This window comes from Undibacterium pigrum (genome assembly GCF_003201815.1).
Taxonomy (GTDB): domain Bacteria; phylum Pseudomonadota; class Gammaproteobacteria; order Burkholderiales; family Burkholderiaceae_D; genus Undibacterium; species Undibacterium pigrum.
In genome coordinates this window covers 104,566-127,557 of sequence record NZ_QJKB01000006.1, presented here as the reverse complement: position 1 = coordinate 127,557, position 22,992 = coordinate 104,566, and the positions used below count along the sequence as shown (strand labels likewise).

Annotated in this window: 21 protein-coding genes; 8 read left to right on the top strand and 13 right to left on the bottom strand. The window is 52.4% G+C overall.

The window, feature by feature from the left end; genetic code table 11:
• Positions 1-6: 6 nt before the first annotated feature.
• The 6 genes from DFR42_RS17875 to DFR42_RS17850 all read right to left on the bottom strand — a co-directional run bounded on the left by DFR42_RS17875 (position 7) and on the right by DFR42_RS17850 (position 7,466).
• A complete protein-coding gene (locus DFR42_RS17875; protein WP_146218886.1) occupies positions 7-2,607 on the bottom strand; it encodes a glycoside hydrolase family 2 protein in 2,601 nt (866 codons plus the stop codon).
• Positions 2,567-3,607 carry a DUF1839 family protein gene (locus tag DFR42_RS17870; RefSeq protein ID WP_170133570.1) on the bottom strand — a complete coding sequence of 347 codons (1,041 nt, stop codon included), beginning with the start codon at positions 3,605-3,607 and terminating at the stop codon, positions 2,567-2,569. Before DFR42_RS17870 ends, DFR42_RS17875 begins: the two co-directional genes overlap by 41 nt.
• A gap of 7 nt (positions 3,608-3,614) precedes the next feature.
• Entirely contained in the window at positions 3,615-4,526 is a 912-nt protein-coding gene (locus DFR42_RS17865) for an amino acid--[acyl-carrier-protein] ligase (RefSeq protein ID WP_110256384.1), read from the bottom strand.
• Positions 4,527-4,537: 11 nt separating this feature from the next.
• Positions 4,538-5,707: an acyl-CoA dehydrogenase family protein gene (locus tag DFR42_RS17860; protein WP_110256383.1), complete on the bottom strand. Its 1,170-nt coding sequence runs from the start codon at positions 5,705-5,707 to the stop codon at positions 4,538-4,540.
• Position 5,708: 1 nt separating this feature from the next.
• Positions 5,709-5,948 carry an acyl carrier protein gene (locus tag DFR42_RS17855; protein ID WP_110256382.1) on the bottom strand — a complete coding sequence of 80 codons (240 nt, stop codon included), beginning with the start codon at positions 5,946-5,948 and terminating at the stop codon, positions 5,709-5,711.
• Positions 5,949-6,239: 291 nt separating this feature from the next.
• Positions 6,240-7,466, bottom strand: a complete 1,227-nt coding sequence (locus tag DFR42_RS17850; protein WP_245937006.1) for an ABC transporter substrate-binding protein — start codon at positions 7,464-7,466, stop codon at positions 6,240-6,242.
• 194 nt (positions 7,467-7,660) lie between these two features.
• Here DFR42_RS17850 and DFR42_RS17845 point away from each other — a divergent pair, with 194 nt between their 5' ends.
• Positions 7,661-8,494 carry an SIR2 family NAD-dependent protein deacylase gene (locus DFR42_RS17845; RefSeq protein WP_245937005.1) on the top strand — a complete coding sequence of 278 codons (834 nt, stop codon included), beginning with the start codon at positions 7,661-7,663 and terminating at the stop codon, positions 8,492-8,494.
• Between the two features lie 2 nt (positions 8,495-8,496).
• Here DFR42_RS17845 and DFR42_RS17840 read toward each other — a convergent pair whose 3' ends face one another.
• Complete coding sequence (locus DFR42_RS17840) at positions 8,497-9,669, bottom strand: alpha-D-ribose 1-methylphosphonate 5-triphosphate diphosphatase (RefSeq protein ID WP_110256381.1); 1,173 nt, start codon at positions 9,667-9,669, stop codon at positions 8,497-8,499.
• A 279-nt stretch (positions 9,670-9,948) separates the two neighbouring features.
• On the opposite strand from DFR42_RS17840, the gene DFR42_RS17835 reads away from it, so the two are divergent.
• Positions 9,949-10,833: an amino acid ABC transporter substrate-binding protein gene (locus tag DFR42_RS17835; protein ID WP_245937004.1), complete on the top strand. Its 885-nt coding sequence runs from the start codon at positions 9,949-9,951 to the stop codon at positions 10,831-10,833.
• 17 nt (positions 10,834-10,850) lie between these two features.
• On the top strand, positions 10,851-11,528 hold the full coding sequence (locus DFR42_RS17830; RefSeq protein WP_110256379.1) for a DUF1045 domain-containing protein: 678 nt from the start codon (positions 10,851-10,853) through the stop codon (positions 11,526-11,528).
• Between the two features lie 14 nt (positions 11,529-11,542).
• On the opposite strand, the gene DFR42_RS17825 is transcribed toward DFR42_RS17830, so the two are convergent.
• Positions 11,543-12,424 (bottom strand): LysR family transcriptional regulator, encoded by an 882-nt coding sequence (locus DFR42_RS17825; protein WP_110256378.1) that lies wholly within the window; start codon positions 12,422-12,424, stop codon positions 11,543-11,545.
• A 132-nt stretch (positions 12,425-12,556) separates the two neighbouring features.
• Between DFR42_RS17825 and DFR42_RS17820 the strand changes: the two genes are divergently transcribed.
• From DFR42_RS17820 to DFR42_RS17805, 4 genes are all read left to right on the top strand, one after another.
• Positions 12,557-13,201, top strand: a complete 645-nt coding sequence (locus DFR42_RS17820; RefSeq protein WP_110256377.1) for an NAD(P)-dependent oxidoreductase — start codon at positions 12,557-12,559, stop codon at positions 13,199-13,201.
• A gap of 20 nt (positions 13,202-13,221) precedes the next feature.
• Positions 13,222-14,442 carry an MFS transporter gene (locus DFR42_RS17815; protein WP_110256376.1) on the top strand — a complete coding sequence of 407 codons (1,221 nt, stop codon included), beginning with the start codon at positions 13,222-13,224 and terminating at the stop codon, positions 14,440-14,442.
• Between the two features lie 207 nt (positions 14,443-14,649).
• A complete protein-coding gene (locus DFR42_RS17810) occupies positions 14,650-14,952 on the top strand; it encodes a hypothetical protein (RefSeq protein ID WP_110256375.1) in 303 nt (100 codons plus the stop codon).
• Between the two features lie 20 nt (positions 14,953-14,972).
• Complete coding sequence (locus tag DFR42_RS17805) at positions 14,973-15,710, top strand: alpha/beta fold hydrolase (protein WP_110256374.1); 738 nt, start codon at positions 14,973-14,975, stop codon at positions 15,708-15,710.
• 8 nt (positions 15,711-15,718) lie between these two features.
• Here the strand turns inward: DFR42_RS17805 and DFR42_RS17800 are convergent, their stop codons facing one another.
• Complete coding sequence (locus tag DFR42_RS17800) at positions 15,719-17,113, bottom strand: CoA transferase (RefSeq protein WP_110256373.1); 1,395 nt, start codon at positions 17,111-17,113, stop codon at positions 15,719-15,721.
• A 119-nt stretch (positions 17,114-17,232) separates the two neighbouring features.
• Between DFR42_RS17800 and DFR42_RS17795 the strand changes: the two genes are divergently transcribed.
• Positions 17,233-18,450: a citrate synthase family protein gene (locus tag DFR42_RS17795; RefSeq protein WP_110256372.1), complete on the top strand. Its 1,218-nt coding sequence runs from the start codon at positions 17,233-17,235 to the stop codon at positions 18,448-18,450.
• A 1-nt stretch (position 18,451) separates the two neighbouring features.
• On the opposite strand, the gene DFR42_RS17790 is transcribed toward DFR42_RS17795, so the two are convergent.
• From DFR42_RS17790 to DFR42_RS17775, 4 genes are all read right to left on the bottom strand, one after another.
• Positions 18,452-18,685 (bottom strand): helix-turn-helix domain-containing protein, encoded by a 234-nt coding sequence (locus DFR42_RS17790; protein ID WP_110256371.1) that lies wholly within the window; start codon positions 18,683-18,685, stop codon positions 18,452-18,454.
• Positions 18,686-18,692: 7 nt separating this feature from the next.
• Complete coding sequence (locus DFR42_RS17785; RefSeq protein ID WP_110256370.1) at positions 18,693-19,280, bottom strand: hypothetical protein; 588 nt, start codon at positions 19,278-19,280, stop codon at positions 18,693-18,695.
• Between the two features lie 292 nt (positions 19,281-19,572).
• A complete protein-coding gene (locus tag DFR42_RS17780; RefSeq protein WP_110256369.1) occupies positions 19,573-20,331 on the bottom strand; it encodes a hypothetical protein in 759 nt (252 codons plus the stop codon).
• Between the two features lie 146 nt (positions 20,332-20,477).
• Positions 20,478-22,871, bottom strand: a complete 2,394-nt coding sequence (locus DFR42_RS17775; protein ID WP_110256368.1) for a TonB-dependent receptor plug domain-containing protein — start codon at positions 22,869-22,871, stop codon at positions 20,478-20,480.
• Positions 22,872-22,992: the final 121 nt, after the last annotated feature.

The window sequence follows — 22,992 nt, the reverse complement described above, 5'->3', positions numbered from 1 at the left end:
GCCCCGCTAAGTTGCCACGCTATTTAACGCACCAGTTACTGCCCCATTCACCACAGCCACTCTGACACTGCCCTGCGCATTTTGCGCCTGTACATGACCAGACTTGATGGGTTTGCCATGTATTACGGACAGTCGTACTTCTCTGCAGCTGGCAGGTGCCATATGAAAATAATTATCCTCAGGCAGCAAGCCAGGTATTTGTATGGACACTGCTTGCGCCAGTCTTTGGGTACTCAAGTGCAGCACGTATCCGCCATCGGCATCCATACTGCAATGTGCCTGCAAACCCGTATCCGCCTGTACTGCCAACTGATGAGACTGCGGGAAATGGAAGTCGGTGGCAATTGCCTGCTCATGCCCTTGCCGACCTTGTTGAGCTTGTTGATACAGCACCGCCGCCACTACATCATGTCCAGCCGGACCAAAGCGATAGGCATAGCTGGTATCGATAAAATGCGGCAACAGCGCATAATCCTGTATTTTTATACTTGTATGCGGCGCTAGCTTTACTGCCGTGCGGCCATGGGCCACGCGGGTTTCTGCTTGGCGGTAGAAATTCAGTTCCAGCTCACCCTCGAATGCCTCAGGCCCATCATTGATGACATGCAGGGCCAGGCCATTCAAACCTTCATCCGTAATCAGGACTGTCAGCGCTGCCATGGCACGCTTCAGATAATAATAGGCTGCCTTGGGCTTGCCACTGGCATCGATAATGCCCCAGCCTGCGCCTGGTCTCAAATCACGCCAGAACCAGATCAGGGCGCCATGGCAGCTTGATCCTGTACTACGCCATTCAGCGATAGTTTTGGCCATGACTTCACCAGTCGTGCTGCGTGCCAGTGACAGGAAACGTTCACGGTCGGTATAGCGCAGGCTGGCAGGGTTGACTTGATACAACTCAGCCATATAGTGATCGCGCACGTCTTCAAAATCCCAGCCTGTGCCATTGTCACGCGGTATGCCCTGCTTCCATGCAGGATGCGGGCCTGGCGTTTCGCCATTCTTCAACATGCTGTCAAGCAGCTCATCGTCTGGCATGTTCGAGAAGCCCAGGCATTCCGAAGTAAAACGCACAGCACTGCGGCGCGCATCATCGAGTGGCCGTAAATACGCACCAACACCAAAATAATGGGCAACCCCGTTATCAAGCTGGAAGGGCATGACGCCGCCGCTGGGGCTGGATGGCCAGTACTGCACATCGGGCCGGTATTGCTGGCATAGCCCGGGCAGGGTCTCGGCAAAAAACGTATTGCGCCAGAGTTCAGCAGGCTGGCCCAGCATGGCTGCCTGCTGTTCCACCTCACTATTGCCACAGACGACGGCAATACAGGGCGATGCCTGGGTACGCAACAGGAATTGCTGCACTTCCTTCTCGATACTGGCGGCAAATGCAGCATCTGTCACCGGGTAATCCATATTCGCAAACATGCAGTCTTGCCAGACCAGAATACCGAGTTCATCGCATAGCTGATAAAACGCATCCGTCTCATACACCATGGTGCCGACCAGGCGTAGCATATTCATGCCGGCATCGCGTGCCAATATCAGCATATGGCGCAAACTGGCGGCTTCATTTTGCAAACTGATGATATCCATCGGCGTCCAGCAGGCACCACGGCAAAACACGGGGATGCCATTCACATGCAGATTGAAATCACCCTCGCGTTGATCGACTTTTATCTGGCGAAAGCCGGTATGACCAAGCCTGATGGTTTGCCTGTCATCGCCGTAGGCCATACTTAATTCCAGCGTATATAGTGCCGCATCGCCATGCGTATGCGGCCACCATTTTTTGACCTGCTGCATTTGACACAAACCAAGAATACGGTATTGCCCTTCCCCCAGTCTTTGCCAGTTCAAGACAAATTCTTGTTCACCAATGTGGATGCTGCAGGCTGTCGGTGCATGCACACTTTGCAGTGTCAATTCGATTTCCAGACTGCCATCTGCGCCCTCAAGCTTGCTCCTGATGCGATGGTCAATAATGCGGGCCGGGCTTTGCAATTCCAGCATGATGGGCCGGTATGGCCCTACCGGCGCAACTGGTGGTGACCAGCCCGGCATACGCCCCAGCAAGCTGGTGCGAAGCCAGCGCAATTGCTGCTGTTCCACCAGCCTGGTTTTCCAGCGCGGACGGGGACGACGTTGTGCCAGTTGCGTATTCAATGCCAGGAAGCGCAGGCTCAAGCGCCCCTTGCCACTCACGGAATGAGCTGCCAGATCCAGCTTATGGGCAATGAACATATTCTCGCTCTGCAGTATGAGGCTCTCATTCCAGTAAACTTCAGCGTGCGTGGCGAGACCTTCAAAATGCAGATGTGCTGCATTTCCGGGCAAATCCAGATCACAAAAATACCAGACATCAAGCTCGTCAAAATCGTTTTTGCCATAGTCGAATTGCCCGGCAGCGCGTAGCGCACTGGCGATAGTGCCCGGCACTGGTGCTGGGAATATTACAGACTTTGCCTCGCTCAATGTCGATGGCAAGGCATGGCTGCCAGCAGGCACCTGCATGACTTGCCAGTCGGCAGTGAGCGGAATAAGCTGATTTTTTATATCCACAAAATCACTCGCTGACCTGGCTGACAAGGCTAGCCAAGCTGACATCCAGCGCATCCATGCCCTGTTGCCAATGCAGGGAAATCTGTTCCAGCAAAGGCGCCAGGTCCACGGCTTTTTTTCCCATGACGGCTCTGGCGGTTTTCAGCAGCAAGGTCTTGGTGATGTCAGAAATGCTGTCAAATTCTGTTGCTGCCGCATCAAACTGCAAGGTCTGGTGTTGCGGGTGTTGCTGGTTTTGCTGGTTTTGCTGGTTTTGCTGCAGCCACCGCAGATAATGTGCCCCCAGGCTAAAGCCTGCGCCAAGTTGACGCAGACAGGCAAAGGCATAGGCGTGATAGGCCGCCATGCCATCTTCTTTCAATCGCTCTACGTCGTTGATGAAGACTGGCAGAAACTGGCTGACAGGATTACAGCGCGGGCGTCTGGCCAGGTATTTACGCAAGAGTGGCAAAGAGATGGCGGCCAGTTCTGCATCTGTTTTTTTCTGTACATGGTCAAGGCGTACGAACTCGGCAAACAGTGGCATGAATGTCGCATCATGCGGCTTGCCTATCCTGAAGGTTTCGACAAAATCTTCGCCCTGCAATTCATGGTAGCTGCTGTTATGGAAGTAGCCCAGTTTTTGCTGTTCAATATCGATTTCCTGTATGGCTATCGTGGTCTTGACATGGTTGGTACGGTAGTCTGTACCCGCCGTATCGGGCAGGTAGAAGGAATCTGTCTCTGTCAGCACCAGACGGCCACGGCCTAGCTGTACGCTGGCGTTGCTGAGCAAGCCGCGCCAGACATTGAGTTCCTGCACGTCTATGCCATATAGGGCAAACAAGTCTTCATGCGGCGGCTTGTAGAAAGTCCACTGGTCGCCATCGAAATCATTGGCAAATACCATGGGCAGGCAGGCCAGCGGATTCAGCCCCTGGGCATGCAGGACTTCTATCCAGACATCGATATAGCAATTGGTTTCTGCCCAGGCACGGTCAGCACCATGCAGGGCATGTGGCTGATAGGTGCTGGCAATAATCGGATGTAAAGCGTGCAGGCTCATGAGCACATCATGACCACAATAAGTCGCGAGTAGCCTGAGGCCAGTTTTCTGGCTGCATGCCATGCGTCTTGAACAAGGCCATGACGATGCGCTCCAGGCCAAAACCCAGGCAGGCGGTATGAGCAAGCTCGCCATTTTGCTGGTAAATCTCAAACAGCTTGCCGAAATGATCCTGGTGATAATTGAAAGAACAAACCGCCGTTGGTTTGGCTTCAGAGATCACTGGCACCAGCACTTCAAACTTCAATTGCTGTTCACGCTGGTTAGCGGCCAGCATGCGACCACCGCGACCAAAGAAAGGGTCGGAGGCAACATCAGAGTGTGCAGGCAAACCCAGTGACTTTAAAATATCCAGACCACGCTGCAACCAGATATCGCGCCAGGCCACCACCATGTCGGGCGTACCCACGCGTACAAATTCACGCACGCGAAAAGATTGCATGCGGGTAGGCTCAGGTGAAGGTTCATTCCTGAATACCCAGTTTTGCATATCCACCAGGCGTCCCTCAGCAGGAACAGTACCAGTGAAACTGGGGTAGACCGGATAACAGGCGGCTGGCGTCAGGCAGACTGCCGTCATGGTTTGCAGATGGGTCCAGGGACGGCCTTCATGGACGTTTTCTATGAGTTCCTTGTGCTGGGCTTCATTGCCGGTAAAACTGAAAATGGTGCCCGCCAGTTGTGGGAAAGAATCGAGGTATTCACTGCGCTCCAGCACCTTGCGGTCCAGGCAGGGTGGGAAAGACATTTTGACAGCACCATCATTGGCAGCCACGCGGCTGACATAATCATCGAAGCGGCGCAACACATCTTCAAATACCGGGCCACGGCCAAAAATGCCTTGTACACCTACGGGGATGATGTGACCGGCAGCAACAAGATCATCGGTCAGGCCTTCAGGAGAAAAATCGATAGACATGTCAGCCTTTCCTAGTCGTCTTTAAGTACCAGCAACAAATTGGCATTGGTTGCCAATATGCGGTCATTGCCCACCATGATGGCGGCTGAATGTGCATCACGCAGATGGCGGCTCATGCTGAACTTGCTATCATTTTTATAGCCCAGTATGCCGCAAATGGATAAGGCCTTCGTAACAATTTGCGGCAGAGCCTGGGTCGCATCTATCTTGAGGTTATTCATCTTCAGCGAATAGCCCATGGAAGTCAGGATGCCAACTGCCGCATCATCGGCAACTGACAGGGCTTCATATTCAGTCAGACAGGCTTGCACGGAGGTACGCAGGCTTTGCATCATGCTGACCAGTTCAGCCAGACGCAATGCTGTCGGTGGCACGGTGCCGGGATTGGCACGTGCCTGGCCACGTACAAAAGCCCTGGCCTTGTTGACGGCAGCGGCTGCACAACCCATCCAGCATCCACCCCATAACAGATGCGATACCGGCACCACGGTTTGTGCCGACATATCGCCAAAGGGCACGTCAATAATCTGCGCGACATCACCAGCAGCTGTCATCAGGAAAGGTGGGCTGCAAGTGCCGCGCATGCCCATGGTATCCCAGCCACCTTTTTGTTCCAGCGTGTAATCGGCCTTGCGCACCAGTATCAATGATTGATCACTGTGCGCGGCATCGGGATTGCGTCTGGCCGTCACCAGCAAATCATCGGCCTGTGCTCCGTAGGAAATCGTGGTCGCATCCTTGACCAGTTTGAAGCGCTGGCCATCCGCTTCCACCGCACAATTACTGCGACGCATTTCACCACCCACGCCAACCTCAGATGTCACCGAGGCGATCAGGTATTGATGGGCAACCAGCTTACGCAAATAATTCTGATACCAGGGATTATCCAGCGCATGCCTGACTATGCTGATGACCTGTATCTGGTGCATGGCATAGATCATCGCCGTGGCAGCACATTCACGCGCCAGGATTTCCACGATCTGTACCAGTTCAGTCAGGCCAACGCCCGCCCCGCCAAGTTCAGCAGGCACATAGGCACTCAGTAATTTCTCTCGCTTGAGTGCCGTGACGGCTTCGAGCGGAAAGCGCGCCTCATGATCAACTGCATTGGCATGCGGCGCGGCAAATTCTCTGGCGACCAGCCTGGCCGCCAATATCATGGGAGTGGCCGGGGTATCCATATCATGCCGTCAATTCTTGTATAGCTGCATCGATGGCATTGATGCTTTCAAACACGCTGCGTTTGAGCATGCGGTCAGGGAATTCCAGGTCAAAAGCATCTTCCAGGGCCAGCATGACATTCACGCTGGCATGTGATGTCATGCCAGCTTCGTACAGGTCGGCATCATCAGCCAGGCTATCGATATTGGCAGAAAATTTGCCATGTTCCTTCAATACCTGGCGTATCTGTTCTTTGCTCATAATGACCTTTCTTATGGATTTTTTTGACCGACAAATTCTTGTTCAAGAATACGGATGTACAGGCGTAGCAATACAATCTGGGCAGGCAGAATACCTCTTGCTTTACGATTAATAGCATAGCCGAATGCCAACAAAAGCGAAGTTAAATTTGGTTAAGTTTATTTGCGTTGCAGCAAGCAAAAGCGTGATGAAATGCTAGATGACATGTTGCCCTCAGGCCAGTGAATCTGGCACTGAAGGCAAATGAGTGAGGTGCCCGACTGGGCAAAAAAGAGAGTCTTAAAGAGAGTATTATTTGGTACGTACGATCAGACTGCTATTGGCATCTTCCTTATACGCATAAGCAACCTTGCCACGTCTGATTTCTCCTATGAAAAGCATATTCCTTGCGATGGCTTCATGGTCGTTTTTGGAGAAGGGTTTTTTATAGCGCGATATGACGGTAGAGGTAGTGTCATATTTCATGTCTTCCAGCGCCAGTTTGATCTTGTCGCCATCCGTAGTATTGGCCTGCATCAGGGCCAAAGTCAGGATTCTGAGGGCGTCATAAGTCTGCGCGGCCGCCACAGCCGAGGGAATAGATTTAACATTATTTATGCGGAAATAATTAAGTACGAAATCATTGCTGCGGTTGCTGGCATCGTTTTCTATGAAAGTCACAGGCATGCGCGTGCCTTCTGCATTGCCGCCAGCCAGTTCGGCAAAGCTGCGCTGCGACAGGGTCCAGGAACCTGCCAGCGGCACATTGAGCTTGATCTTGCTCATGCTATTGGCAACCATGGCACCTTCAGAACTCAGGCAATACACCACCACTACCTGTGCCCCGCCCTGCTTGGCCTTGCTCAGTTGAGCAGTCATGTCCTGGTCACCAACCTTGAAGCTTTCCAGGGCCACAGGCGTGATTTTACGGCGCTGCATTTCTGCCATCAGGTTTTCCTTGCCGTACATGCCGTAAGGGCTGTCATCATGCAGGATGGCGATTTGCGTGAGTTTGCGCTTGTCGATGACATCACTCAGAATGACTGAGGGCTGCAGATTATCGCTGGCCGCCAGACGAAAAACATAACTGTCAGGAATAGCCGGTGGCATATATTGCTTGGTGACTGCCGCACCAGTGGCTGCCGTGATGATGAGTGGTTTTTTACTGTCCTGGAAAACCTTGGCAGCCTGCAAGGCCACGCCTGTATTGGCAATACCAATGACGGCCACGACTTTTTCCTTGTCCACCAGCTCTTTTGCCATGGCCACACCCAGCTCAGGCTTGGCCTGGTCATCCCGTTCAACCAGCTCTATGCGCCGCCCCATGACACCACCGATCTGGTTGATATCCTGCAGGAACACCCTGGCACCACCGCGTATGCTTTCCCCCATGTCAGTAGAAGATTTGCCTGTGAAGGGGCCGATGATGCCTATCCGTATGGTAGCTTGGGTGCCCTGATTGCCTTCATCGGCATGTGAATACATGGGCAGGCTCAGTGTCAATAACAGCCCGGCAAGAAGTTGTGGAACGGCACGCATGCATTTGTCTCCAGATTAATATTGTTTGCAAGCAATAGTTTATGCTGCTGACTGGCGTTTTTCACGTTTATTTACAATTTCATTAAACTCTTGTTACACTTTTATTGGTATTTCCCTGGCAGCCTTGCCTGGAATTAAGAGAAATGGCACAGTTAGGCTGCGAATCAGCCCCTCCCTCCATAAGGACAAGTTCAGTGTTCCCTGCTCATCTCATCCATCAGGCGGCAGAATTAGTTGACCAGGCAGACAGCCTGGTAATTGCTGCAGGAGCGGGCATGGGCGTGGACTCTGGTTTGCCTGATTTTCGTGGCAGTGATGGTTTCTGGAAGGCTTACCCTGCCCTGGGCCAGCAAGCCATCCCTTTTTATGAAATCGCCAATCCGGCTGCTTTTCGCCGCTACCCGCGACTCGCCTGGGGTTTCTATGGCCACAGGCTGGGCCTGTATCGCAAAACCCTGCCACATGCGGGTTTTGAGATACTCAGGCAATGGGGTGTCGCCAAGCCCCATGGTCTGAGTGTCTACACCAGCAATGTCGATGGACATTTTCAGCAGGCTGGCATGGAAGAGGCGCACATCAATGAATGCCATGGTTCCATCCATTATCTGCAATGCCTGCTTCCCTGCCGCAACAGCATCTGGCAGGCAGATCCATTTATTCCCGAAGTTGATGAGCTACAGTGCCAGCTCTTGAATGCAGCACCTGCCTGCCCGCATTGTGGCGGCATGGCGAGGCCAAATATCCTGATGTTTGGCGATAGCGACTGGCTGGAGCAAAGAGCGCAGCAGCAGGCCGCGCGCCAGGCACAGTGGTTAAGTAGCGCCAGCCGTCCTCTGGTAATAGAACTGGGGGCGGGTACGGCCATCCCCAGCGTGCGCAACTTTAGCCATCGTGTCATGCTGGATCATGGCGGGAGGTTGCTGCGTATCAACTTGCGCGAATCCCAGGTTCCCTTTGCACGGGATGTGGGTCTGGCCATGGGTGCGCTGGAAGCACTGACTGCCATCCAGGCCATTCTGGAAAAATAGCTTCAGGCGACTTGTATGCCGTCGCGCCAGGCAGCAATCACAACTGGTAACTGGTCCAGCATACGCACCCGGATGAAATCTGCTTTCAGGCCTATGGCAATTTCCCCCCTGTCATGCAATCCCAGTGAGTGTGCCGGTGCCCGGCTGACAGTGGCGATTGCCTTTGGCAAGTCATAGCCATCTTCCTGCAACATGAAAGCTGCCTGTAACAGGCTGGCGGGTACATAGTCGGATGACAGGATATCCAGCAAATCATGCCTGGCCAGCTCACTGGCCGAGACATTGCCAGAATGCGAGCCTCCGCGTACACGATTAGGCGCACCCATGACGATAGCCAGCCCCTGCTGCCTGGCTGTTTGCGCCGCCAGCAAGCTGGTAGGGAACTCTGAAATACTGACGCCACCAGCCACGCCTTCGTGCACATGTTCAGCCGTGGTGTCGTCATGGGAAGCCAGCGGGATGGGGTGAGCATGTTGCTGGCAGGCCTGTATCACCAGATTGCGGTTTTCAGCCACATGGCGTTGCTGGCGCTCCAGCAAAAGACCCAGCATCTTGTCGACTTTTTGCTCACTCCAGCCACGCTTGCCTGTCACATAGACGCGGTAATGCGTTAAATCTGTCCACTGGCGCTGGCCCGGCGTATGGTCCATCAGCGAGACCAGCTTGAGTCTTTCATCTTGCAGGAAGGGTGAAAACATCGCCAGCAAATCCGGCTCAGCCAGTTCCAGGCGCATATGCAGGAAATGCTGGACACGCAATAAGCCAGCCTGCTGGGCAGTACGCAAACCCGTGACACAGGGTTGCAGGGTTTGCATGCGCACACTATCAGGGTCTATATCACCCACGGCAATGGCATCCAGCACTGTGGTAATGCCTGCTGCCGCTATCTGAGCATCATGCGCCAGTATCGCTGGCATGACCGGCCAGTGAACCTTGGGTCGTGGCATCAGATGTTTTTCCAGGTTGTCGGTATGCACTTCGACCAGACCTGGCAAAAGATAATCGCCCTGCCAGTCTTCCCCCGTCAGGCCTGAGACTTCGCTATCCAGCGCATTGATCCTGCCCTGGCTGACTGTCATGGAGCCGGAAAAAACGCGATCTGCACTGACGATGCGAGCGTTGCGTATTGTTAACAAAGAAGGGGAATGTGGACTGGCGTCGGATGAAAAAATCATGGCGATGAAAAAGCGATAAGAATGCCGTCACCTTAGCATGATTTGCCCATGAGCCAGCAAGCAAGGAAGCACTGACTTGCCGACCAGCAATCATGGCAAAAAAACAGCTTACTAACTCAGTTATTGTGACCAGGCAATATTATTTTACTTTTTTTACTAAATCTTGTTTAGTGGATGCGCTTGAATTTCATACTTTGTCTTGTACCATGGCTGTTAGAGTCGGTTGGCAACAGGCGCGAGCTCACGAGGTTAATCACATAATTACAGGTGGAAAATATGATGCGAAAAGCAATTAGTGGCATGACTGCCGTGATGTGCCTGGCCCTGCCCCTGCTGGCAGAAGCGGGCGATACCATAGGCAAGATACGCAAGACCCAGACCCTGGTGATAGGCATACGTGAAACCGCCCCTTTTTCCTATACGGATGAAAACAAACAGCCGCTGGGTTATTCAGTCGACCTGTGTCTGAAAGTAGCCGAAGCCATCAAAAAAGAACTGAAGATGCCCGCCATGAAGATACAGTTCTTCCCGGTCGATTCAGCCACCCGCTTTAGCGCCCTGCTGGAAGACAAGATAGACCTGGAATGCGGCAGCACCACCAATAATGCAGAGCGACGCAAGAAAGTGGCATTCACCATCCCGCATTTCTTTTCCAGCGTACGCGCCCTGGTCAAAGCTGACAGTGGCATCAAGAACTGGCCGCAATTGCGCAACCGTACCGTCGTGACCACCAAGAGTACTACCACTGTCAAACTGCTGAATGACAGGAATGACACCAGCTCACTGAACATCAAACTGGTAGAAGGTAATAGCGACCAGGATTCTTTCAAGATGGTCGAAGAAGGCAAGGCAGATGCCTTCCCTATGGATGACGTATTGCTGTACAGCCTGCGTGCAGAATCCAAGGCACCGACAAGCTTCGCCATCGTTGGCGACCCTTTGTCGATAGAACCCTACTCCATCATGATGCGCAAGGACGATCCGGCTTTCAAGAAAATCGTCGACAACGAGATGCTGAGGCTCATCCATGACAATGAAATCTACCGCATCTACGAAAAGTGGTTTACCAAACCGATACCACCGAAGAACATCAATATGAATATGTCCATGGGCTTCTTGCTAAGGGATTCGCTGCGCTTCCCTACTGACCAGGTTGCTGACTGATCCAGGATAAAAGCTGCATGACCAGGTATGCCCTGTATTTTGCTCCTGATGGTGCATGGTGGCAGCAAGGCAGTCACTGGCTGGGTCGCGATGCGGCAAACGGCCAGTTGCTGCCCCAGCCCGCCATCGCCGGGCTGGATAGCAGCTTGCAGCGAGAACTGAGCACCGACGCACGGCGCTATGGTTTTCATGCCACGCTGAAAGCGCCTTTTCAGCTTGCTGATGGCCGGACTGAGGCTGACTTGCGCCTGGCCTTGCAAGAATTTTGCAGGCAACAAAACCATATCCAGATACAGGCACCCGAGGTGCAATGGATGGGAAAATTCCTGGCATTGCGCCCGACCGGCGACCAGGCTGCGCTGAACGCATTTGCCTTTGCCTGCGTCAGTCATTTCGATGATTTCCGAGCACCCATGAGCCAGGCTGACCTGGCACGCCGCCAGAAAATGCCATTGAGCGCACGGCAAAATGAATTACTGCTGGAATGGGGCTACCCTTATACAGCAGAAGAATTCCGCTTCCACATGACGCTGACTGACAGGCTGGATGCAGGGCCAATTGCAGACAGTCTACATGCTGCCGCCATCCAGCATTTCAATCTGTCTGAAGCCCTGGTCATTGACGCTATTGCGCTGTTCATGGAGCCTGAGGCGGGTGCAGATTTTGAATTGCTGGCGCGTTTTCCATTTGGCTGAATCACGTATCCCCTTCACACGACGAATTTGGCGACATGTTCTGCCAGCAAGGCCAGGGCATGACGTACCTTGGCTGGCTGTTCATCACGGCGCGGCGTAATCGCATGCAAGACCAGATCCGGCAATTTCCAGTCAGGCAAAATAGGCACCAGGCTGCCATTTTCCAAAGCACGGCGGTCATCTTCACTCACTGCGATACTGATACCCCAGCCTGCCACGCATAGCGCATGCAAGGCAGTGACCTGGGTTGCCCGTATCCTGACTGGCAGTTTTATATCAATGCTGGCCTTGCTTGGCCCGGACAGCTGCAAATGACGGGTAGATGCGCCCCCCAGCCACACATGTTGTTCCAGATCATCAGGATGCTGTGGCCAGCCATGCTCATTCAAATAGGCAGGCGCTGCGCATAGCTGGGCAGGCATGCTGCCCAGCTTGCGTGCCACCAGGCTGGAATCAGGCAAGTTACCTACCCGCAGTGCTATATCTATGCGTTCATCAATCAGGTCAACCACGGCATCATCCACCAGCAGACATAAACTCAGGCTGGGATATTTTTGCAAAGGCATCAGGGCTCGTGCCAGCATGCCGCCAAAACCTATGGGCGCAGCGATACGCAATTCACCCTGAGGCTCATCCCTGTGGCGGGCCAGCGCCTGCTCGGCAGAACGGGCGGCCGCCACCATGGCAGCACAACCTTCAAAATAGCGCGCACCCGCCTCTGTCAGTGTCAGTTTGCGTGTCGAACGATGCAACAAGGACAAGCCCAGGTCTGATTCCAGCGCCCGCAAATGCTGGCTGACTGCAGACGGCGTCATCCCCAGCTTGCGGGCAGCACTCGTCAGCGAACCCGCGGTAACCACTTCGGCAAACAGGGCCATGCGTTTGTACTGTTCCATCTCCACTCCAGATAAATCAATGATTTGTTAGCACAGCTTCACAGTGTTAGTGATTTTGACTATCTATTCAAGAAATCATTAAGTATTCAAACTATGCATCACAAACTAAGCATACACACAAAGGAGTTTCAAATGAAAATCGCATTAATTGGCGGCACCGGTTTTGTAGGCACACCCGTTTTGGCAGAACTGCTGAGCCGCGGCCATGAAGTTACCCTGCTGGCACGCACTCCATCCAAAGTGGCCGCGCAAACCGGTCTTACGGTGGTAAAGGCAGATGTGCTCGATGCGGCACAGGTCGCACAGGCGGTAGCCGGGCAAGATGCCGTAGTCAGCGCCTACAACCCTGGCTGGGGTGAAGCGCAAATCCATGACCTGTTCCTGCAGGGCACACAAGCCATCTTTACAGGCATCAAGCAAGCAGGCGTCAAGCGTCTGCTGGTGGTTGGTGGCGCAGGAAGTTTGTTCGTGGCACCTGGCGTGCAACTGGTGGATGTACCTGAATTCCCGGCGGAATATAAACAAGGTGCACTGGCAGCCAGGGAAGCCCTGAATCGCATCAAAAAAGAAGACACGCTGGAATGGAGCTTCCTGTCGCCACCGATAGGCCTGGCACCTGGCGAGCGTAGTGGGCAGTACCGGGTAGGTGCAGACAATCTGCTGCCCGGCGTTGGTGATGCACCAGCGGGCATATCGGTACAGGATCTGGCTGTCGCTATCGTGGATGAACTGGAAACGCCCAGGCATATCCAGAAGCGTTTCACTGTCGCCAATTAATTTTCTTCTGATTGTTCATCATGTCCAATACCATATCGACTGCCGCAGCATCGGCTGCCGCAGCAAGTGCGACGCAAAGTATCAAATCGAGTGAGCATACCCAGCGCCGGTTTCTATACGCTGTCACTGCATTGGGTCTTGGTGCCTTTGCCATAGGCACAGGTGAATTCGCCATGATGGGCTTGCTGCCAGAAGTAGCGCAAGATCTTGCTGTATCCATACCAGAGGCTGGTCATGTCGTCAGCGCCTATGCCTTTGGTGTGGTCATCGGTGCCCCCATGTTTGCCGTGCTGACAGCCAGCTGGCCGCGCAGGACCTTGCTGATCGCGCTCATATTGCTGTTCGCTGCGGGCAATTTTGCCGGCACACTGACTAGCGATTTCCTGTCACTGAATATCGTGCGCTTCATCGCTGGCCTGCCGCACGGTGCCTACTTTGGTGTCGCCACGCTGCTTGCGGCCAATATGGTAGCGCCCCACAAACGCGCCACTGCGGTCGGGCTGGTCATCCTGGGCCTGACCAGTTCTACCCTGCTTGGCGTCCCTGCTGCAACCTGGCTGGGGCAGACATGGGGCTGGCAGGCTGCTTATTTTTTTGTCGCCTCCCTGGCGGTGATCAGTAGCGTGGCTGTGTATTTTGCAGTACCGGATGTACCCGCAACAAACAACGCGAATCCCAGAAGTGAACTGAGCGCACTGGCCAACAAGCAGGTCTGGCTGACACTGGGCATAGGCGCAGTCGGATTTGGTGGCATGTTTGCCGTGTTCAGCTACATCAAACCCATACTCACTGAAGTCACCCACATGTCTGCTGGTGTCATCCCTTTGATACTGTCACTGTTTGGTGTGGGCATGGTGGTGGGCAGCATGCTGGGTGCAAGGCTGGCAGACAAAAATCTGCTGCGTTCCATTGCTGTCCTGTTGCTGTGGAATGCTGTGGTTTTAGGTGGCGTTTCTTTCGTGATGAGCTACACAGTATCAGCCATCATCTGGGTATTCTTGTTAGGCACCCTGGTTGCTATCGGCCCTGCCTTGCAGATACGATTGATGGATGTGGCAGGTGATGCACAGACCCTGGCCGCCGCTTTGAATCATTCTGCATTCAATGTCGCCAATGCACTTGGTGCCTGGCTGGGTGGCGTGGTCATCACGATAGGATATGGCTGGACCTCCACCGGCTGGCTGGGTGCATTGCTGGCACTGGGTGGGCTGGCCGTCTTTGGGCTTTCAGTCAAAAAATGAGTTAAGAAAAAAGTGCAGTATTCAGCGCCCCCAAAAGCAGTCTACAATGAGAATAGAGAAATGGAATAATAGGACTTACGCAAAAATTGTCCCAGCAAGGCGCAGCGACGAAGACAGTACTTTAGTACGGCTAGGAGCTGCAACGCAGTTGGGACGGTTTTTCGTAAGTCCGAAAAGTCCGGTTCGCTATTTTCGGGGAGATTGCGCATGTCCATCACACCAGAACAACTGCAAGAGCTGATGAAGGAAGTGGAGCAGGAAGACCCTATCGATTTTGCTGACCTGCCCTTTGAAGAAGACGAGCTGCGCGCGATCACCGCGCAGCATCTGTGCGATATGGCCGATGCCATGGAAAACTTCAGCAATGAAGACAGGCAAGTCACCTTGCTGGCAGTCGCAGCAAAGCTGGTGCTGGAAAACCTGGTCTTGCATGTGCAGTTATTGCGTCAGCATGACATACCACTGAGTCAGCAAGTGAACAGTCTTTTGCAAAACATCAAAAAGAAATAAATCAACCTTCATTAAACCGCATGCCCGAATCCACACTCGCTGATACCAGGCCAGCACGCCAGTTCCTGCTCATCCCCGGCTTCATGTGCGATGCCAGTTTATGGAAGTTCATGCTACCGGGACTGGAGCAACTGGGACAGGTGCATTTCGCTGATTTGAATGAGGGAAACAGCATAGAGGATATGGCGACACGCCTGCTCCCGGCATTGCCAGACAAGGCCATCATTATCGGTTTTTCTCTGGGTGGCTATGTAGCGCGCCATCTGGCATGGCTGGCGCTTCAGCAAGGCAAAGCCATGAGTGGCATGGTTTTACTGAACACATCAGCACGCGCCAGCACAGCAGATGAAGACAGCAAAAACCGTCAGCAAATCAAGCTGCTGGAACACTATCCCTACAAGGGCCAGACTATGACAGCCCTGCGCCGCGCCCTGCATCCTGAACGCCAGGACGATGATGTCATGCTGGCGCATTTACAGGCCATGTCACTAGCACTCGGCAAACAAGTCTTCTTGCAGCAACTGTCCATCATACGTGCCGATGGGCATCATGAACTGGCTGGAATTACCTGCCCTGCTCTTGTCGTCGCCAGCAAGAATGACCAGATGCGCAGCCTGACAGAATCAGAAAAGCTGGCGCATGGATTAGCAAACGCCAGACTGCGTATCATAGAAGATTGCGGCCATATGTCACCACTGGAAAAAGCACCGGAGCTCATCACCACATTGCATGGCTGGCTGCAGCAACATGCCATTTGAATTTCAGTTTACGGCAGCCAGACTGGTGCATGTTGTCCAAGTGTAGGTGCAGGCAATTCAAAATGCGCGGGTGTCAGACTCATTTTTTCTACTGGAGCAATCGCCTGCACTTCGCCAAAACCTGAACTTGAGGTCTGCAAAAAACTGGCGATTTCATCCTCTCGTAATTCTGCCGCATCTTCATGCAAACCACGTCTGGGCATGGCTTGCAGCCAGCGCCCTGTCTGCGCCAGCGATACCCTGACTTGCCAGCTACCGCCTTCAACTGCGCGTTTTTGCAGGGCCAGCATGGTCGCATAAGCCAGCAAGTAACCTGTTGCATGATCAAGTGCCTGGAAAGGCAACTTGCCTGGCGCTGTACCGCCGGTCGCCCTCCCTTCGGCATCAGCAATTCCGCTGGCAGATTGCACCAGGCTGTCAAAACCACGCCGGTTTGCCCAGGGGCCTACATGACTATAGGCAGACAAACTGACATGTATCAGGCCTGGGTTCAACGCACATAATTCTTCGGCTGAATAACCTAGTTGTGATAATGAACCGGGCCGGTACGCCTGCATGAAAACATCGGCACTGCTTATCAGTTCATGCAATTGCTGTCTCCCTGCTGCATCACGCAAATCCAGTTGTGCCGAGCGTTTTCCACGCCCGGTATCCATCACCAGCGGCATGATATTCGGCAGGTGCGCCGCACTGATGGCAAGTACATCAGCACCATGCTGCGCCAGTGTACGAGCACCTACGGGTGCGGCAATCACCCTCGATAAATCCAGTACCCGCACACCACTCAAGGGGCGTTGTCCATTTTCCGGCTTCCAGGGGATAACAGGGCCATCGGCAATGCGTCTTACTTCAAACAGGGGCAAGCCGGCAATGGCCTGTGCTTGTGGATGCGCCTGCCATTCCTGCTCTGTGCGTATCATGGAAGCGCACATGTCAGCATCGGCGAGTACCTGTTCCAGCTCAGCCGCTTTCCAGCCAGCGATGGCTTTAGCGACTTCTGTACGTTCATCTGCACATTGCAAGACAGCCAGCACACCATCGCGGTGATGCGGAAAATTGGTATGCAATTGTATCCAGCGGCCATCTCCTGCCTGGTAATAGCCTGCTATCTTGCTCCAGGGGTCATCGGCAGGTCTGCCATTGATGCTGAGGTAACGGTCACTCTTGAACATCGCCAGTGCATGGCGTCTGTCAATCCCGATTTTTTGCGTAGTTCCGCCACGCTCCCGCCATAGTTGCGCAGCCATCAGGGCTTGCACGCCTATGCTGGCAGCGGCCACATCACCTACCTGGAATGTCGATGGCAATTGCGCGTTATCACCGCTGAATGTTACCTGCTGCAAAGCCTCAGGTTCGCCACGGCCCATTTCCCACAAGGATGCCAATAATGCTGCTGCCGACATGATGCTCTCCCAAATAAAATCAAATTAGCGCACAATGCGATAAACCGTCCATGCAGGCAGTCTAGGATCTGCATGCAGGCATGGTCAATCTTGATTCTGACTATCAATATAAATAAATCGTGGATAACACTCTCACAGCCAGACAAGCTGCCGAATTGCTGGGCATCAGCCTGCCTACCCTGTATTCCTATGTCAGCCGTGGTTTGCTGCAATCGCATCAGTATCAGGGACAAAGGGCGAAACGTTATCTGAAGGAAGAAGTATTGCGCCTGCTGGCACGTACCAGCGATAACAAGCGTGCAGGTAGTGCGGCAGAATCAGCAATAGACTGGGGAGTGCCGGTTCTTGAATCAAGGATCACGCAGGTAGCAGATGGCAAGCTGTATTACCGTGGCCAGCATGTAGCCGCGCTGGCAAAAACACATAGCCTGGAACAGACTGCATTGATATTGTGGGATGGCGCTCCAGGCCAGAATTTACCATCTGATTGCCTGCTTGCCTTGAAGTCAATATGGCCGGAACTGTCATGCACCAGCGCCGCCTTATCTCTTTATGACAGGGCCATCAGCATACTGCCATTGCTGGCGTCAACCGTAGAGCAGCTTGGCAATATCCATGTTCACCAGAAAGCAATGCTGTGGATGCATCTCATGGCAGCGGCGCTATTGGGTACAGAACCTGATTATCTGCCCTTCCATCAAAAGCTGGCGCAGGCATGGCAGTTAAATGCAGAGCAGGCAGATTTAATGCGCGCTGCCCTGGTCGTCAGTGCTGACCATGAATTAAATGTATCAACCTTTACCGTGCGTTGTGTTGCTTCTGCCGGTGCACACATGGGCATGGTTCTGGTAGCCGGGCTTGCCGCACTCTCTGGCCCCAAACATGGGGGCGAGAGTTTGCGGGTAGGCCAGATGCTGCGTGAGGCACTGGCCTGCCATCCAGACGATATTGTCAACTCGCTCAACAGCCGTTTGAACAGCCACGATGCCAGCCATCATTTTTCACCAAGGTTGCCGGGCTTTGGGCATCCGCTTTACCCGGAAGGCGACCCACGCGGTGCCCTGCTGATGGAAATGCTGGGCAGAAAAGAACATGCAGCATTGTTTGCCGTGGCTGAGGCGGCAGAAGACCTGACAGGTCAAAAACTGAATATAGATTATGGTCTCGTCGCAGTAGAAATTGCCTGCCAGTTGCCGCCGGGTGCCGCGCAAATCCTGTTTGCCCTGGGCCGCACGGCGGGCTGGATAGCCCACGCCATGGAACAGGTAGAAACTGGCCAGCTCATACGTCCGCGAGCCAGATATGTAGGCATATTTCCAGAGACTGATACCGCATAAATCAGGCTTCTGTCGCCGGTGCATCTGGCGCATCTGGTGTATAAGCCAGAATATCGCCCGGCTGGCATGCCAGCACTTCGCAAATTTTTTCCAGGGTATCAAAGCGTATCGCCTTGGCCTTGCCGGTCTTTAATACGGACAGATTTTGTGGCGTGATATCGACCAGCTCAGCCAAAGTATTCAAACGCATCTTGCGCTGGGCGAGGACAACATCTAGATTCACAGTAATGGGCATAGTGTCCTCAGATGGTCAGTTCAGCTTCTTCATTAAGGTCGACACCGATTTCCAGCGACCACAGCAAGAGCAAGAAGAATCCTATCCATGTCATCTGATCTAATACGCGGCCAAGAAAATGCCCTATATCACCAGTACCACCAGCACTTGGGTAGACATAGCTAAAAACGATGGCGAGAAAATCTATGCCCAGCGCCGAAGCGACAAGTATCAAGTTGAGATTGAACGCTCTTTTTGCATGAAAGATGGCCTTCTTATTAAAAATTTCTCCATCATGAAAGCATGTAAGCAATTGATTGATATGGACGAGCACCCTCCACACCACAGTGCACCAGGCGAGCCAGACAAGTCCCGCAACCACCTTTAACTGCAAGCTCAAGCCCTCTTTCAGCTGCGAGAAAAAACCATCGTCCAGTGTTGCGGCTCGTGCCAGGTATCCGGCCACAGTTAAATCTCCGGAGGATACCGTCATCAGGAAAACAGGGAAGCCAATACCACCAATAGCAATAATGGCCATTAGAGCTACCGTCAGGAAAAGAAAATACCTGCTCAACTTGCGAATATTGGCAATCCTGGCATGTTTTTGAACTTGCATTTGGCACTCCTGATTGAATTAGTGATATGAATTCTAAACCAGAAATTTCGAAAAGCAATATATTTTTACTGTTTATCGATAAATATATACCGTTTAATATTACTCCAGGGAAGAAGTACATTAAAAATAGGCTTTTCTCTATACAAAGTCAGATTGAAATTGAGATAGGTGAGCGCAGGCTGATCGGCATTGCAATAAATGCCACAGAAAATGAAGCGAAGAATAATGCACACAAGACACTATTAGACGGAAGTCGAAGCCATCATGTGACATGGCATATGCGGCAAACAGTTCATAGACCGTGTCTAATCCGAAACAATTTTTCGTGTAGTGGACTTAGTTTGCTGTTGAAATTCTCAAACATGCCAGCACTGGTTGCGGGGCAACTATCTTCGAACTCCAGCTTGATTGCGGGATGCTCAATTGTTTGCTCACGTAAATTATCAAGTAACCAGCTCGCTTTGAATTCACCTACATATACTCGGCATTTCCGATCGGCAAAAGTACAGCTTGTCGAGCGATTGCGTATTTGCACATCTTCGCTGATCAAATTTAATGGGACCGTGTTATACATAGAAGCGCTGAGAAATTTTGTGGCATCAGCGAATGTTCTTGGTCTAAAATCCGCAAACTGAAATTTCGCCGCATGCTTTTCTTTGATTTTGGTATTGAAGTATTCATAACTACTCCCCCTGCCCTCAAAGCGGCGAAACACATTATTGATTTTCGCCACGCCAATTTGCGCACCAATAAAATGCTTACTTCCATTTCCATTCGCAAAAGTTGCCATGACGGGAAGGCGCCCTCCCTGGTTAATCAAAAACGCCCATGCCAGGCAATCAACTTTTTTTGTCTGTATTTGAATTTCTTTTACTTCATCAGAAGTCATAGCATCGAAACTGATCTCTTCAGGCAGTCGATACTGATTAAGTATTTCTGGAATTTCGACATTGCTACTTTTAACGATACGCGTTTCTGCCGCGTCAACTGAAGCAATTTGACAGGCAAATAGACATAAAGTGCATAGCCGGAAAAAAAAGTGGCGCATCATGAATGGATAAAGTTGGGATTCTTCAAAATTTTAACGGAAACATCCATCGCCTCGTCTATTGATATGCACTTATTTCATTACTAATTTGCAGATGTTAAAAAAGGATTGCACCAGCAATCCTTTCAAAATGGCAGCTATTTATACGATTACCAAGTGTAGGCAGCCTTAGCATAGTAGTAACGACCATTGAAACCGTAAGGCGAGAATGTACTGTATGGCAGCGTCCCACCAGAATTCAAATTGCCTGCCGACGTCACCTGGTCAGGATATTTGTCTGTCAGATTATCGACACCGGCACTGATGGTCCATTTACCCAGCTTGACGCTGGCAGCCAGGTCCAGCACTGTATTGGCACTGTAAGTCTGGTCCAGTGCCACACTGTTTTGTGGCGAAACAAAACTGCCGTAGCGGGTGGCCAGGCCATGGATATTCCAGTTGGCAAAGGCATAGTCAGCAGCGATGCTGAATTTGTCTTTTGGTGTCGCCTCGGTTGCGCGGTTAATGGTTTGCCTGTCTATCAGCAAGAGATTGTTTTGCGTCAGAATCGCTGGATTGGCAGCAACATTTTTGACTGTCGTGTCATTGTGATTGTAGGCTACTGTAAAGCCCAGCTTGTCTGTGCCAGACAGCGGTATCTGGTAAGAACCAACGACATCAACACCACGCGTCTTGGTATCGAGCGCATTAGTGAAATAACGCGCTGCACCAACCAGTACACCCTGCTGTGCCAGCACACTTTGCAAAGCCGCTGGCAAAACAAGATTGCCAGAATACAGGATGCGATTATCAATATCGATCTGGTAAGCATCGATGCTCAGAGTGGCATTCTTGCTAGGCTGCAGGACTGCACCAAGGCTGTAATTGCGTGATTTTTCTGCTTGCAGCGGTACAGCACCAAGAGCCTTGGCAGCAGCCGTGGCGACACCGAAAGTGCCGGTATCCACCAGTTGTGAACTGCCGTTGATGGTAATCAGATTAGTGGTCGAGATGGTGTAATTTTGTTGCGCCAGTGAAGGCGCGCGGAAACCATTTGACGCCGCAGCACGCAAGGCAAATTCTTTAGTGAATGCAAAACGGCCAGACAATTTGCCAGAAGTGACGCTGCCAAAATCGCTGTAATTTTCATGACGCAAGGCCAACGAAGCACTCAGTTGCTTGTTCAGTTCAGCTTCGACGTTGGCATAGATCGCCGTGCTGTGGCGGCTGAAGCTGCCTGCATTCGAAGGCTGGAAACCAGAGAAACCCTGTGCGCCGCTACCGAAATAAGAATTCGCTTCACCCGCACCAATTTCATATTGGTCGCGGCGGTATTCTGCGCCAAGCGCCAGCGTCAGCGGATTTGCCAGACCAGCAAATTCTATCTCCCGGGCTGCATCAAAATTTGCCAGGGTCTGGGTATTTTTCAGCTTGCCAGCATAAAACTTCGTAGGGCTGGTGGCACCCAGACTCAGGTTGACGGTATTGTTGATGTCGAGGCTGAATTCGCTGGAGCCATAATTGACACTGGCATCCCAGCGCCAGCCGTCGGTACGACCTTTGACACCACCAACGACGGACACATCCGTATTCGTTCCCGCTTCATTTGGCAGAAAGCCATTTGGGTATAGCGGAGTGCGCAAAGTCGTGCCTGTGGAGTAAGCCGTGCGCCAGGTTGCGGCGGCATCAGTGCTGCGGCGACTGTAGTTGGCAAAACCATATAACTCTATATCTGTAGCCAGTGCCAACGATGCATTCACGCCCAGGTTGGTTTGTTGCAGCTTGGGGTCGCCTTGTACCTGGTTAACCCTGCCGTACAAGGGTTCCAGCGGATTACGGAAATCAGCACCGGCGCGGTTGGTTTCATTCTGGTTGCGCTGCTCTGCGGTAAAACGCGCCCAACCCTTCTCACCCAATGCCGTGCCAAAGTTGGCGCTCAAACTGGCTTGTGTGCCATCACGTTTACTGTATTGGCCACCACCCACTTGCACTGCGCCACCCTCTGCACCTTTTTTGAGAATGATGTTGATGACACCGGCAATCGCGTCTGAACCATATTGCGCTGCCGCACCATCACGCAAGACTTCTATCTTGTCGATGGAACTGATGGGGATGGTATTCAAATCAGCCGGCGAAGAACCACGCCCTGCCGTGCCATTCACATTCACCACAGCCGAGGTATGCCAGCGTTTGCCATTCACCAGCACCAGAGTCTGATCAGGCGACAGTCCACGTAATTGTGCCGGGCGGCTGGCAGATGTGCCGTCTGCCACCGCAGGGCGCGGGAAGTTCAGAGAAGGCAGCAAACGGCTCAATACCGTTGCCAGTTCACCAGAGCCTGTCGATTGCAAATCTTTGGAAGTCAGGATATCGACAGGTGCTTCAGAGTCAGACACAGTACGCTTGATGCTGCGTGTACCAGTCACAATCACGGTATCTGATTGTGGTGGGATAATTTCCTGTGCCTGTGCAGACATGGTAGATAAGGCCGACAGCAAGGCCGTTACCAGTAAGGCATTTCGTCGCTTTGGCAGAGTTAAGGCTAAGTTTGAAGTTGTGTTCATACGGTATCGCTTTCCATGCTAATGAGCTTTAAGTTCAACCGATATTACTTCCTTGTGCATAGACGACAAACGATTGTTTTCAGCTTAAAGCATGAAAAAATCGTATAAGAGGCAAACCACT

Coding starts and splice junctions, on each gene's coding strand:
- DFR42_RS17875 (WP_146218886.1), bottom strand. CDS start 2,607: ATGTCAGCTTGGCTAGCCTTGTCAGCCAGGTCAGCGAGTGATTTTGTG.
- DFR42_RS17870 (WP_170133570.1), bottom strand. CDS start 3,607: ATGAGCCTGCACGCTTTACATCCGATTATTGCCAGCACCTATCAGCCA.
- DFR42_RS17865 (WP_110256384.1), bottom strand. CDS start 4,526: ATGTCTATCGATTTTTCTCCTGAAGGCCTGACCGATGATCTTGTTGCT.
- DFR42_RS17860 (WP_110256383.1), bottom strand. CDS start 5,707: ATGGATACCCCGGCCACTCCCATGATATTGGCGGCCAGGCTGGTCGCC.
- DFR42_RS17855 (WP_110256382.1), bottom strand. CDS start 5,948: ATGAGCAAAGAACAGATACGCCAGGTATTGAAGGAACATGGCAAATTT.
- DFR42_RS17850 (WP_245937006.1), bottom strand. CDS start 7,466: ATGCGTGCCGTTCCACAACTTCTTGCCGGGCTGTTATTGACACTGAGC.
- DFR42_RS17840 (WP_110256381.1), bottom strand. CDS start 9,669: ATGATTTTTTCATCCGACGCCAGTCCACATTCCCCTTCTTTGTTAACA.
- DFR42_RS17835 (WP_245937004.1), top strand. CDS start 9,949: ATGCGAAAAGCAATTAGTGGCATGACTGCCGTGATGTGCCTGGCCCTG.
- DFR42_RS17830 (WP_110256379.1), top strand. CDS start 10,851: ATGACCAGGTATGCCCTGTATTTTGCTCCTGATGGTGCATGGTGGCAG.
- DFR42_RS17825 (WP_110256378.1), bottom strand. CDS start 12,424: ATGGAACAGTACAAACGCATGGCCCTGTTTGCCGAAGTGGTTACCGCG.
- DFR42_RS17820 (WP_110256377.1), top strand. CDS start 12,557: ATGAAAATCGCATTAATTGGCGGCACCGGTTTTGTAGGCACACCCGTT.
- DFR42_RS17815 (WP_110256376.1), top strand. CDS start 13,222: ATGTCCAATACCATATCGACTGCCGCAGCATCGGCTGCCGCAGCAAGT.
- DFR42_RS17810 (WP_110256375.1), top strand. CDS start 14,650: ATGTCCATCACACCAGAACAACTGCAAGAGCTGATGAAGGAAGTGGAG.
- DFR42_RS17805 (WP_110256374.1), top strand. CDS start 14,973: ATGCCCGAATCCACACTCGCTGATACCAGGCCAGCACGCCAGTTCCTG.
- DFR42_RS17800 (WP_110256373.1), bottom strand. CDS start 17,113: ATGTCGGCAGCAGCATTATTGGCATCCTTGTGGGAAATGGGCCGTGGC.
- DFR42_RS17790 (WP_110256371.1), bottom strand. CDS start 18,685: ATGCCCATTACTGTGAATCTAGATGTTGTCCTCGCCCAGCGCAAGATG.
- DFR42_RS17785 (WP_110256370.1), bottom strand. CDS start 19,280: ATGCAAGTTCAAAAACATGCCAGGATTGCCAATATTCGCAAGTTGAGC.
- DFR42_RS17780 (WP_110256369.1), bottom strand. CDS start 20,331: ATGATGCGCCACTTTTTTTTCCGGCTATGCACTTTATGTCTATTTGCC.
- DFR42_RS17775 (WP_110256368.1), bottom strand. CDS start 22,871: ATGAACACAACTTCAAACTTAGCCTTAACTCTGCCAAAGCGACGAAAT.